General features: G+C 64.1%; 10 protein-coding genes. 1 reads left to right on the top strand and 9 read right to left on the bottom strand.

All coding sequences use genetic code 11. The features are described 5' to 3' along the window. Nucleotides 1-58 precede the first annotated feature (58 nt). Nucleotides 59-919, top strand: coding sequence for a MurR/RpiR family transcriptional regulator (locus tag CRO75_RS06425; RefSeq protein ID WP_169914959.1), 861 nt, complete (start codon nt 59-61; stop codon nt 917-919). Nucleotides 920-1,060: 141 nt separating this feature from the next. On the opposite strand, the gene CRO75_RS06420 is transcribed toward CRO75_RS06425, so the two are convergent. From CRO75_RS06420 to CRO75_RS06380, 9 genes are all read right to left on the bottom strand, one after another. Next, entirely contained in the window at nt 1,061-1,915 is an 855-nt protein-coding gene (locus CRO75_RS06420; protein ID WP_097134773.1) for a D-hexose-6-phosphate mutarotase, read from the bottom strand. Between the two features lie 245 nt (nt 1,916-2,160). Next, entirely contained in the window at nt 2,161-3,510 is a 1,350-nt protein-coding gene (locus tag CRO75_RS06415) for a carbohydrate porin (RefSeq protein ID WP_009045229.1), read from the bottom strand. A gap of 121 nt (nt 3,511-3,631) precedes the next feature. Further along, a complete protein-coding gene (locus CRO75_RS06410; protein ID WP_097134772.1) occupies nt 3,632-4,792 on the bottom strand; it encodes an ABC transporter ATP-binding protein in 1,161 nt (386 codons plus the stop codon). Between the two features lie 3 nt (nt 4,793-4,795). Further along, nucleotides 4,796-5,641 (bottom strand): carbohydrate ABC transporter permease, encoded by an 846-nt coding sequence (locus tag CRO75_RS06405; protein WP_007926331.1) that lies wholly within the window; start codon nt 5,639-5,641, stop codon nt 4,796-4,798. Further along, nucleotides 5,634-6,542, bottom strand: coding sequence for a sugar ABC transporter permease (locus CRO75_RS06400; RefSeq protein WP_008032969.1), 909 nt, complete (start codon nt 6,540-6,542; stop codon nt 5,634-5,636). The genes CRO75_RS06405 and CRO75_RS06400 overlap by 8 nt, the downstream gene beginning before the upstream one ends. A 163-nt stretch (nt 6,543-6,705) precedes the next feature. Further along, the gene (locus CRO75_RS06395; protein WP_097134771.1) at nt 6,706-8,013 is read right to left on the bottom strand and encodes an ABC transporter substrate-binding protein; all 1,308 of its coding nucleotides are present in this window, start codon (nt 8,011-8,013) and stop codon (nt 6,706-6,708) included. 118 nt (nt 8,014-8,131) lie between these two features. Further along, nucleotides 8,132-9,391 carry an AGE family epimerase/isomerase gene (locus CRO75_RS06390; RefSeq protein ID WP_097134770.1) on the bottom strand — a complete coding sequence of 420 codons (1,260 nt, stop codon included), beginning with the start codon at nt 9,389-9,391 and terminating at the stop codon, nt 8,132-8,134. A gap of 244 nt (nt 9,392-9,635) precedes the next feature. Continuing rightward, nucleotides 9,636-11,105 (bottom strand): ATP-binding protein, encoded by a 1,470-nt coding sequence (locus CRO75_RS06385; protein ID WP_009045233.1) that lies wholly within the window; start codon nt 11,103-11,105, stop codon nt 9,636-9,638. Continuing rightward, on the bottom strand, nt 11,095-11,826 hold the full coding sequence (locus CRO75_RS06380) for a response regulator transcription factor (RefSeq protein WP_085532040.1): 732 nt from the start codon (nt 11,824-11,826) through the stop codon (nt 11,095-11,097). The genes CRO75_RS06385 and CRO75_RS06380 overlap by 11 nt, the downstream gene beginning before the upstream one ends. Nucleotides 11,827-11,974: the final 148 nt, after the last annotated feature.

Below are 11,974 nucleotides of genomic sequence, written 5' to 3'. Positions count from 1 at the left end.
GACCGGTTAAGACCGGCTTCCTTTGCATTGCCGAACCAGGAAAACCCTAATGGACCGCGTGCGAAATCTTCTGGAACAGATCCAGAATCGCCTTGAAGAATTGAACAAGGCGGAACGTAAAGTCGCCGAAGTCATCCTGCTCAACCCGCAGCAGGCGACCCGCTTCAGTATTGCCGCCCTCGCCCAGGCCGCTTCGGTCAGCGAGCCGACGGTCAACCGTTTCTGCCGCTCGTTCGGCGTCAGCGGTTACCCCGAACTCAAGCTGCAACTGGCCCAGAGCCTGGCCAGTGGCGCGGCCTACGTCAGCCGCGCGGTGGAAGCCGACGACAACCCCGAAGCCTACACCCAGAAAATCTTCGGCAGCGCCATCGCCTCCCTGGACAGCGCTTGCCAGGCCCTGGACCCGAACCTGATCAGCCGCGCCGTCGACCTGCTGATCCAGGCCCGGCAGATCCACTTCTTCGGCCTCGGCGCCTCGGCCCCGGTGGCCCTCGATGCCCAGCACAAGTTCTTCCGCTTTAACCTGGCGGTGACCGCCCACGCCGATGTGCTGATGCAGCGGATGATCGCCTCGGTGGCGCACACCGGCGAGCTGTTCGTGATCATCTCCTACACCGGGCGCACCCGCGAGCTGGTGGAAGTGGCGCGCATCGCTCGGGAAAACGGCGCCTCGGTGCTCGGCCTGACCGCCGCCGGCTCGCCACTGGCCAAGGCCAGCACCCTGAGCCTGAACATCCCGCTGCCGGAAGACACCGACATCTACATGCCGATGACCTCGCGGATCATCCAGCTCACCGTGCTCGACGTCCTCGCCACCGGCATGACCCTGCGCCGCGGCGTGGACTTCCAGCCGCACCTGCGCAAGATCAAGGAAAGCCTCAACGCCAGCCGCTATCCGGTGGGCGACGAGTACAACTGAGGCTCGCCCTCCCCCTGCGCCGGACCCTCCGGCCTTATCGCGGGCAATCGAGCGTCGACCGGCCGCTCCTACAGCTCAATGTGTTCTGTAGGAGCGAGGCTTGCCCGCGATGACGGCAGCAGCCACACCGCCAACCCGCCACTACGCCCCCGCCCGCGCCTGCAGGCTCAGATGCGCCCGCTCCCCCGGCGCCAGGCACAGGCTGTCGGTACCGCCCGCCGCGGCCTCGACGCAGACGAACCCGGACACCTCGTTCCAGCTCACCCCCAGCAGCGGCCGGCTGCCCGGATGCCAGACCACTGTGTCGGCCCTGTCGCCGGTGTCGATGCGCAATTCGCGCTGCCAGGCATGGTCCTTGAGCTGCAATTCGCCCTCGTGCTGGAACACCCGCTGGCAGCCGCCATCGACCCGCAGCTCGCCTTGTTGCCGGCACGCCTGGCGGCTCAACTGGTCGTAACCCTCGGCGCCGTCGAGCCCAGACAGCGCTACCTCACCGACGTCGCCAATACGCCAGTAGGCGTGCAAAGCCTGGCTCAGCTGGCACGGCAGGCTGTCCTGGTGCTCGGTGCTCAGACGCAGGTCCAGGCTTTCGCCCAGGTGCGCGTGCAGGTCGACCTGCCAGTCGCACAGCTGCAACTGCCAGTGCAGGTACACGCCCTCGTCATCACTGCGGCTGTCGAGCAGCTTCCAGTCGATCAGCCGGGCCCAGCCATGGGACGGCCAGGCGTTTTCGCTCGGGTGACGGCCGTACCAGGGCCAGCACACCGGCACCCCGCCACGGATCGCCCCGACCTGCGGCCACTTCGCCGCGCACCACAGCCAGGGCTTCTGCCCGGTCGGTTGGAAGTGCAGGAGTTGCGCGCCCTGGCGACTGAACACCGCCTGGCACAGCGGATGGTCGATCACCAGCACATCGCGCATCTGATAGCGCTCCCAGGCGAAGGTCGGGCGCTCGCGCAAGGATTTGAAAAAGCGTTGTAGCGGATGCTCATGCATGGGCCACGGTCCTGAAGATCATTGCTGTACCGATATTCATCATTGATGCGCAAAGCCCTGTAGCCGCTGCCGCAGGTCGCGATAAGGCCGCAGGCCTTTAGCGATCTTGAGGACGCTACGGCCGTCCCGGCCGATCGCAGCCTGCGGCAGCGGCTACAGGGAACGGGTTCGTCCCCAAAAAAAAGCGGATAGCCAAGGCCATCCGCAAAAATGCGCACATAGAGGAGGAGCTTATCGCAACAGCGTTAGAACACCGACTGAATTTTCAGGCCGGCCACCAGGGCGTTGTCGACTTCATCCACACCGCCTGGATGGGTGATGTACTGCAGGTTGGGACGCACGGTCAGCCAGTTGGTGACATGGAAGCCGTAGTTGATTTCGTAGTTGTACTCAGTCTCGCGGATCGGCGAGAACAGCGGATCGTCGTAGTTGCTGACGCCGTTGGTGTCATTGAGCAACTGGGCGTTTTTCTTTACGTCGTCGTTGACATGGATACGGGCGAAACCAATGCCGACGTCATCCTTCGGACGTGCGTCGAACGGGCCCTTGTACACGAACATCAGCGACTGGTAGTTGTCGATGAAGTTGGTGTCCTTGTCGTGGAACGTAGCGTTGGCCGCGATGTTCAGACCGCGGGTCGCATCGCCGTTGTGGGTGGTGAGCTGCTGCTGCCCGACGAACCAGTAGCCGTGCTTGCTGCTGTGCACGCGATAGCTGTCGCGGGTGACCGCGGCGTCCTGGCCATTGACGTCCTCACGCACGTCGCTGGCATCGGCCGTGCTCTTGTAGTAACCGACGCGGTACTCGCCCGGCAGGTTGTTGACCTTCGGCGACCAGACCAGCTCGACCGGCAGGACGGTGCCCTTGGTACCGCTGCCGCTGAGCTTGAAGCCGTTGCCGTGTTCCAGTTGCGACGGGTTCTGGTTGTATGCGCCGATCTGCGCGTACAGCTCAGGGGTGATGTGGTACTTCACCCGCAGTGCCGCCTGGCTGACCGGCCAGTTGTACCAGATATTGGTTGCCCAGTTGCCCACCTGGGAGCCGCAGAACGCCAGGTTCTGGAAGTCGCAGGGGAAGGTGTTGAAGTCTTCGCCTTCGCCGAAGTAACCGGCCTTGACGTCGAGCTTGCCGTCGAGGAACTGGTGCTGGATCCACAGTTGGGTCAGACGCACCATGTGGCCACGGCCGTAGACTTCCTGGGAGGAGCTCAGGGTGCCGGCACGCGGGTCGCCGATACGGTCGTTGGAGATGTTCTGGCCGTTACGGTTGGTCAGCTGGATCTTCGCCTGGGTGTTGTCCCAGCCCCAGAGTTTTTCCAGGTCCAGGGCCACGCCCAGGCCGAACTGGTCGCTGTAGCGTCCGGTCTTGTCGTCGTTGTAGCCGCCGTGCAGGTTGGCGCCCATTTCGCCAACGTAATCGGCCTTGATGTCGATCCCTTTCTCGAGCAGCTTGGTCCGCTCGCCACCCCAGTCGCCGGTCATCCATTTCGAATCAGCGCTGAACGCTTCGTCAGCGTGCGCGCTACCGGCCAGGGTCATTGCCGCAATCGCTGACAACTGGCAGATCAAGCGTGCATTGGTGCTCTTGTTTTTCATCCCTACATCCTCGTCTTTATTGTTATTAACTGTTTTTCTCTAACGCGGTTTACACCTGATGCGACGGATGACAGGCCATCCGCCGCGCATTCGGTACGTCCTTGCTCCAATAACGCGGGCCTCAACGCCCCTTGAACTGCGCCACGTTGCTGGCGTGGGTTTCGACCAGCGCAGGGGCCGCAACACCCAGGCGCTCGCCACTCTTGGCATCGAACAGCAGAACCTTGGCCGGATCGAACTGCAGGGTCAGGGTTTCGCCGACCTGCGGCGCCACATCCGGCGCCAGGCGGCAGCAGACCTTGGTGCCGTTGAGGTTGACGAACACCAGGGTGTCGGGACCGGTCGGCTCGGTGACCTGGACCTCGGCGCGCAGGGTCGGCAGGCCGTTGCCCTCGCCGTTCGCCAGGCCGATCTGCTCCGGGCGGATGCCGAGGATCACTTCACGGTCTTCCAGGCCGGCGTCCTGCATGCCCAAAGGCAGCTCGCAACGGGCCTGGCCGCTGTCCAGCAGGGCCAGCAGGCGGCCGTCCTTGCGCTGCAGGCGCAGGGGGATGAAGTTCATCGGCGGCGATCCGATGAAGCTGGCCACGAACAGGTTGGCCGGGTCGTTGTAGATCTGTTTCGGGGTACCGAACTGCTGGATGATGCCGTCCTTCATCACCGCCACCTTGTCGCCCAGGGTCATGGCTTCGATCTGGTCGTGGGTGACGTAGACCGTGGTGGTTTTCAGGCGCTGGTGCATCAGTTTCATTTCGGTGCGCATCTCGACCCGCAGCTTGGCGTCGAGGTTGGACAGCGGTTCGTCGAACAGGTAGATCTTCGGCCGCCGCGCCAGGGCCCGGCCCATGGCCACGCGCTGTTGCTGGCCGCCGGACAGCTGGCCGGGCTTGCGGCTGAGCAGGTGTTCGATCTGCAGCAGCTTGGCCACCCGCGCCACTTCCTCGTCGATCTCGGCGGCCGGCATCTTGCGGATCTTCAGGCCGAAGGCGATGTTGTCGCGCACGCTCATGGTCGGGTACAGCGCGTAGGACTGGAACACCATGGCGATGTCGCGGTCTTTCGGGCTCATGCCGCTGATGTCGGCGTCGTCCACCAGGATCGCCCCGCCGCTGATGTTTTCCAGGCCGGCGATGCAGTTCATCAGGGTGGACTTACCGCAGCCCGAGGGCCCCACGAGAATCAGGAACTCACCGTCATCGATCTTCAGTTCGATGTTCTTCAGGGTGTCCGGCAAGCCGCTGCCGTAGGTCTTGTTGACGTTGCGTAATTCGAGAGTTGCCATCTTTTACCCCTTGACCGCGCCGGACGTCAGCCCACGCAGGAAATACTTGCCAGCGAATATGTAGACCAGCAGTGTCGGCAGCCCGGCGATCATCGCCGCCGCCATATCAACGTTGTATTCCTTGGTCCCGGTGCTGGTGTTGACCAGGTTGTTCAAGGCCACGGTGATCGGTTGCGCATCGCCGCTGGCGAACACCACGCCGAACAGGAAATCGTTCCAGATCTGGGTGAACTGCCAGATCAGGCAGACCATGACGATCGGCACCGACATCGGCAGCAGGATCTTGCCGAAGATGGTGAAGAAGCCCGCGCCGTCCAGGCGCGCGGCCTTGACCAGGGCGTCCGGGATGCTCACGTAGTAGTTGCGGAAGAACAACGTGGTGAACGCCAGCCCGTAGACCACGTGCACCAGCACCAGGCCGCTGGTGGTGTTGGCCAGGCCGAACTTGCCGAGGGTGAAGGACGCCGGCAGCAGCACGGTCTGGAACGGCAGGAAGCAACCGAACAGCAGCAGGCCGAAGAACAGCTGCGAACCGCGAAAGCGCCACATCGACAGCACGTAGCCGTTCATGGCACCGACGAAGGTCGAGATGATCACCGCCGGCACGGTGATCTTCACCGAGTTCCAGAAGTAGCCACCCACGGTGTCCCAGGCCTTGATCCAGCCGATGCCGTCGATCACGGCCGGCCAGCTCAGCAGGTTGCCGGTGCGGATGTCTTCCGGGGTCTTGAAACTGGTGAGCAGCATCACCACCAGCGGCACCAGGTACACCGCCGCGGCCAGCAGCAGGGTGGCGTAGATGGCGATGCGGCTGAAGTTCAGCGCAGGTTTTCCGAGCTGGTTAGTCATGGCGTTTGCCTCGCAGTTCGGAGTACAGGTACGGCACCAGGATGGTCAGCACCGCGCCCAGCATCAGCATGGCGCTGGCCGAACCTATGCCCATCTGCCCACGGCTGAAGGTGAAGGAATACATGAACATCGCCGGCAGGTCGGACGAGTAGCCAGGGCCGCCGGCGGTCATCGCCGCCACCAGGTCGAAGCTCTTGATCGCGATGTGCGCGAGGATCATGAAGGCGCTGAAAAACACCGGGCGCAGGCTCGGCAGGACGATCTTCAGGTAGATGGTCGGCAGGCTCGCGCCATCGACCTGGGCGGCGCGAATGATCGACTGATCGACGCCGCGCAAGCCGGCGAGGAACATCGCCATGACAAAGCCGGAGGCCTGCCACACGGCGGCGATCACCAGGCAGTACACCACGCGATCCTGATCCACCAGCCAGTCCAGGCGAAAGCCTTCCCAGCCCCAGTCACGCAGCATCTTGTCCAGGCCCAGGCCGGGGTTGAGCAGCCACTTCCAGGCGGTACCGGTGACGATCATCGACAGCGCCATCGGGTACAGGTAGACGGTGCGGATAAAGCCTTCCTTGCGGATGCGCTGGTCCAGCAGCACCGCCAGGAACACGCCAAGCACCAGGCTGATGCCGATGAACATGCCGCCGAACAGCGCCAGGTTCTTGCTCGCCACCCACCAGCGGTCGTTGTCCATCAGGCGCATGTATTGCTGCAGGCCGACCCACTTGTAGCTCGGCATGAAGCTGGAATTGGTGAAGGACAGAATGAACGTCCAGATGATGTAACCGTAAAAACCGACCAGGACGATCAGCATGCTTGGCGCCAGGACCAACTTGGGGAGCCAGCGCTGCAGCGCGTCGAACGGTGAGGCTTTGCTGAAAACCGCCACAGAGCTCATCGGGATAATCCAGTTGAAGGAGTGAGTATCTGCAGGAGTGAAGCTTGCTCGCGATGAACGATCACGCGTCGTGCCAGGTACGACGCTTTCGCGGACAAGCCTCGCTCCTACAGGGGAAGAGCGCTCTCAGGAACAGCCGCAGGCTAGCCTGCGGCACCGGACCTTACTGGGCGGCCTTGACCGCCGACGCCAGCTGCGCACTGGCCTTGGCCGGGTCCGCGTCCTTGTCGTTCATGAAGTTGGTCACCACATCGAAGATCGCGCCCTGCACGGCCAGGGAGGTGGCCATGTTGTGCGCCATGCTCGGTTGCAGGCCGCCGGTCTTGTCGTCGGCCAGGAAGTCCTTGGCCGACGCCTGGGCGCAGGAGTCGAAGCCTTGCGCGGCCATGTCGTTGAGCATGTCGGTGCGCACCGGGATCGAACCCTTGTTGATGCTGAAGACCTTCTGGAAGTCCTTGCCCAGGGCAACCTTGGCCAGGTCCTGCTGCGCGGCGATATCGCCTTTGCGATCGGCCTTGAGCTTGAACACCGCCAGGGAGTCGATGTTGTAGGTGAAGGCTTTGTCGGTGCCCGGGAAGGCCACGCACTGGTAGTCCTTGCCGGCGACTTTCTTCGCCGCGGTCCACTCGCTCTTGGCCCAGTCGCCCATCATCTGCATGCCGGCCTTGCCGTTGATGACGTCGGCGGCGGCGATGTTCCAGTCACGCCCGGCGCGGTTCGGGTCCATGTAGCCGGTGACTTTCTTCAGCTCGGCGAAGGCCTTGGTCATCTCCGGGCCGGCGAGGGTTTTCTGGTCCAGGTCGACCAGGGCTTTCTTGTAGCCATCGGCGCCCATGACCGAGAGCACCACGTCTTCGAACACGGTGCTGTCCTGCCATGGCTGGCCGCCATGGGCCAGGGCGATGAAGCCGGCGGCCTTGAGCTTGTCGCCGGCGGCATAGAATTCTTCGAGGGTGGTCGGGGCCTTGTCGATCCCGGCCTTCTTGAAGACTTCCGGGTTGATCCACAGCCAGTTGACGCGATGGATGTTCACCGGCACGGCGACATAGTCACCTTCGTACTTCACGGTGTCGGAGACTTTCTTGGAAAGCAGGCCGTCCCAGTTTTCCGACTTGGCCACGTCTTTCAGCGCGTCGGTGCTGAGCAGGCCGGTGCTACCCCACTCCTGGATGTCCGGGCCCTTGATCTGGGCAACGCCCGGCGGGTTGCCGGAAACGGCGCGGCTTTTCAGCACGGTCATGGCCGTGGCACCGCCACCGCCGGCGACTGCGCCGTCTTTCCAGGTGAAACCGTCTTTTTCGACCTGGGCCTTGAGCACATCGACCGCCGCTTTTTCACCGCCGGAAGTCCACCAATGGACGACTTCCACGGAACCTTTGGCATCGGCGGCAACGGAAACGAGAGGGAATGCACTGAGGGGAAACAACGAGGCAACGGAAATGACAGCAGCTAGACGAGAAATCGCATTCATCTGAGGTGTACCTTTCTTGTTGTTATGCATGCAAGTCTGGTGCTTGCGCTGCATAGGATTCTAAACAGGGGGCCCATCCGCGCAGGTAACGAAGGGATGCGCGAATGTCACCACATGGTTACACAATGCCCAGTCTAGACACTTCGGCCAAGGCTGACGCCATGCTCGGTGCCAGGGGCAGGCGCGGAATCAGCACCGCCTGCCAGGCGTGATACAGGTCCGGCTTGCCGGCCCAGATCTCGGCGCTGGGCCTGTTGTTGCCGTCCAGCTCGTGATGCCAGCTGCCGTGCAGCGGGTCGATGAAATGCTCGGCAGTGAACTCCCAGAAGCGCCGATACCAGGTTTCGTACTGCGCCTCCCCGGTGCGCTGCAGCAAGGCGCTGGCCGCCGCGCTGGCTTCGGCGTGGGTCCAGTGCAGGCGCTGGCGTACCACGGGGCGCTGCTGCCAGTCCAGGGTGTAGACGATGCCCGGCGCGCCATCGACGTCCCAGGCGTCACGGCAGGCATTCTCGAAGAGTTTCTGGGCATCCAGCAGCAGCCAGCCGGGGCTGAGCATGCCGGCCTGGCAGCGCGCGGCTTCCAGGTGCAGCAGCAGGCGGGCCCACTCGAAGGCATGCCCGGGGGTGGTGCCATAGGGGCGGAAACCGTCGGCCGGATGTTCCTGGTTGTAATCCGGCAGCGGCTGCCACTGCCGGTCGAAATGCTCGATGACCCGGTAATCGCCGGCGGCGGCATGCTCATGGATGACCCGCTCGACAATGTGCAGGGCACGGTTGAGCCAGCGCGGGTCCTGGGTGACATCGGCCAGGGCGAGGAACGCCTCGGTGGCGTGCATGTTGCTGTTGGCGCCGCGATAGGCCTCCTCGCCGCTCCAGTCGCGGTTGAAGGACTCGCGCATCGCGCCCTCCTCCTCGCTCCAGAAATGCGTTTCGATGACCCCGATCGCCTCCGCCAGCAAGGCCTCGGCGCCGGGGCGTGCGGCCACCGCCGCGGAACTCGCCGCCAGGGCGACAAAGGCATGCAGGTAGGCGGCCTTGCCGCTGTTGCCGTCGGCCTGTCCGGGGCTGGCGAACCAGCCGCCGTACTGGCCATCGCGCAGCGCACCGTTGAGCGCGGCGATGCCGTGGTCCACCAGCGCGGCGTAACCGGGAATGCCCTGGATATGGGCCATGGCGAAACTGTGGGTCATGCGCGCGGTGTTCATGGTGCCGGCCCGGGCATCGCTCGGCAGGCGCCCGCGCTCGTCCAGGTCGCCGAAGCCTTCGGGCAGCCGTGCCGCGCGGGCGAACCCCAGCAGGCGCTGGCCTTCGGCGGCCAGCCATTGATGATGGGCAGGAGCGTTCAGCCAACTGCTGAACGTCAGTGGAATAGTGTTCATGGCGAACCTGTTGTTGTTCTTATCAGGGCCTTGAGTCTAAACAACGGGTTCGCGTGGGCAGGTAACGAAGGTCACAGGATATGTCACCAAGCCGTGACAAAAATCCCTGTAGCCGCTGCCGCAGGCTGCGCTCGAGACCGCAGGGCGCGCAAAACCGGCGCCTCGGTCATACAGCCTAGCGCGGCATAACGTTTTACGACCGCTACGCGGCCGGGCGCAGGCTTCGCCAGCGGCTACAAGGGCATCAATCCATGGAGCGCGGCAGGTACAGGGTCACGCGCAAACCGCCTTCGCGCAGGTTCTGCAGACTGACCTCGCCGCCATGGCTATGGGCGATGTTGCGAGCGATGCCCAGGCCCAGGCCGTAGCCCTGCTGCTGGCCGGACAGGCGAAAATGCGGTTCGAACACCTGCTCCAGGCGCTGCTCCGGCACGCCCGGGCCTTCGTCGTCGACATGCAGGATGAACGCGTTGGCATCGTCGTCGATGTGCAGGTGGGCGTTCTGCCCATACTTCAGCGCGTTGTCGATCAGGTTGCCCATGCAGCGCTTGAGCGCCAGGGGCTTGCCCGGATAAGGCGCCAGCGCCCGCCCCTGCTGGGTCACGCGGCCGTTGCCGTTGGGCGCCAGGTAAGGCTCCACCAGGCAGTCGAGCACCTGGTTGAGGTCCACCGGCTCGATGTTCTCGTGGATATCGGTGTCCTTGACGCATTGCAGCGCGCCCTTGACCAGCAACTCCAGCTCATCCAGGTCGCGGCCGAACTTGGTTTGCAACTGCTCGTCCTCCAGCAGTTCGACCCGCAGCCGCAGCCGGGTGATGGGCGTGCGCAGGTCGTGGGAAATCGCACTGAACAGCTGGCTGCGCTCGGTCAGGTAACGGCTGATGCGCTCGCGCATGGCATTGAAGGCCCGGCCGACTTCCACCACTTCGCTGCCGCCGCCTTCGGCCACCGGCTGCACATCGGCGCCCAGGGACATGTCCCGCGCGGCCCGCGCCAGGCGCTTGAGCGGCCGACTCTGCCAATGCACCAGCAGGCCGATGAACAGCAGCAGGAAACCGCTGGTGAGCACGATGAACCACACCTGCTGCGCCGGCAGCCCCTGTTCTTCGAGGCTGGTGTAGGGCTCGGGCAACAGCGAGGCGATGTACAGCCACTCCCCCGGCGCCATCTGGATCTGCGTGACCAGCACCGGCGGGTTCACCGGCTCCAGGGTCAGGGCGTAGTGGGCCCAGGAACGCGGCAACTCATCGAGTTTCAGGCCGCCGTTGAAAATCCGCAGGTCCTCGGGACTGACGAAGGTCACCGAGATGTAGGCATCGTTGCCCAGGGACTGGCGCAGCACTTCGTCCACCGCCTTGAGCACCGCCTGCTTGCGTGGCGTGATCGGTAGCACCTCCATGCCCAGCGGCTTGTCGTTGAGGGTCACGACAAAACGGGTGCCGCCCATACTGCGCAACTGGTCGAGCACCAGCGGCCGGTACGCCACCGGCAGCGAGCGAAAGTAGCTGACGCTGGCGGTCATCGAGTGGGCCAGGCTGCGGGCGCTGGTCACCAGGCCTTCGAGCTGGGTGGCGCGCAATTGCGATACCCAGATCACGCTGGACAAGGTTTGCGCGAACAACACCGCCAGCAGCGTCAGCAGCAACATCCGGCCCAGCAGCGAACGCGGCACCGGCACCCGCGCCAGCAGCTTGCGCGGCCACTCAGTGAGCATTGCCGGCAACCACATTGGCTGCCAACTGGTAACCGCTGCCGCGCACGGTGCGGATCAGCCGCGGTGGCTTCTCGGTGTCGCGCAGGCGTTGGCGCAGGCGGCTGACCGCCATGTCGACGATGCGGTCCAGGGGCATCAGCTCACGGCCGCGGGTGGCATTGCCGATGGTGTCGCGGTCGAGGATTTCCTGGGGGTGGTCGAGGAACAGCTTGAGCAGGGCGAAGTCGGCGCCGGAGAGGATCACTTCCTCGCCGTCGTTGTGGAACAGCCGGTGGCTGACCATGTCCAGGCGCCACTCGTCGAAGCACAGCACCTCGCCGCCGGCGCGCTCCTGGCCGAACTGCGCACGGCGCAACAGGGCCTTGATCCGCGCCTGCAATTCCCGGGGGCTGAAGGGCTTGCCCAGGTAATCGTCGGCACCCAGCTCCAGGCCGATTACCCGGTCGGCTTCGTCGGAGCTGGCCGTGAGCATGATGATCGGCACCTGGCCGACCCGCGGATGCTGGCGAATCCAGCGGCACAGGCTGAAGCCGTCTTCGTCCGGCAGCATCACGTCGAGAATCACCAGGTCGCTCGGTGCCTCGTTCAGCGCCTGGCGAAAACCGGCGCCGTCGGGCGTGCTGCGGACCTGGAAGCCGGCGCGACTGAGGTAGGTCTCCAGCAGCTCGCGTATTTCCTGATCGTCATCAACCAACAAGATCGACTTACTGACTGAACTCACGCGGGCCGTCCTTTGTTGTTATGAATGGGGCCGGATTATGCCTTACCGATCAACGAAACGTAGATACCAAGGCTCTGTAGCCGCTGCCGAGCCCGCGAGGCTGCGATCGACCTGGGCGGCATTCCGACGAATCGGGCGCGGGGATTTA

It is taken from the genome of Pseudomonas sp. LAMO17WK12:I10, from assembly GCF_900215185.1.
Classification (GTDB): Bacteria; Pseudomonadota; Gammaproteobacteria; order Pseudomonadales; family Pseudomonadaceae; genus Aquipseudomonas; species Aquipseudomonas chlororaphis.
Note: the sequence above shows the minus strand (reverse complement) of the source record. Positions and strands in the feature narration are given on the sequence as shown.

Excerpts from the sequence above, each read along its gene's own strand:
- CRO75_RS06420 (WP_097134773.1), bottom strand. The coding sequence starts at position 1,915 with ATGCATGAGCATCCGCTACAACGCTTTTTCAAATCCTTGCGCGAGCGC.
- CRO75_RS06415 (WP_009045229.1), bottom strand. The coding sequence starts at position 3,510 with ATGAAAAACAAGAGCACCAATGCACGCTTGATCTGCCAGTTGTCAGCG.
- CRO75_RS06410 (WP_097134772.1), bottom strand. The coding sequence starts at position 4,792 with ATGGCAACTCTCGAATTACGCAACGTCAACAAGACCTACGGCAGCGGC.
- CRO75_RS06405 (WP_007926331.1), bottom strand. The coding sequence starts at position 5,641 with ATGACTAACCAGCTCGGAAAACCTGCGCTGAACTTCAGCCGCATCGCC.
- CRO75_RS06400 (WP_008032969.1), bottom strand. The coding sequence starts at position 6,542 with ATGAGCTCTGTGGCGGTTTTCAGCAAAGCCTCACCGTTCGACGCGCTG.
- CRO75_RS06395 (WP_097134771.1), bottom strand. The coding sequence starts at position 8,013 with ATGAATGCGATTTCTCGTCTAGCTGCTGTCATTTCCGTTGCCTCGTTG.
- CRO75_RS06390 (WP_097134770.1), bottom strand. The coding sequence starts at position 9,391 with ATGAACACTATTCCACTGACGTTCAGCAGTTGGCTGAACGCTCCTGCC.
- CRO75_RS06385 (WP_009045233.1), bottom strand. The coding sequence starts at position 11,105 with ATGCTCACTGAGTGGCCGCGCAAGCTGCTGGCGCGGGTGCCGGTGCCG.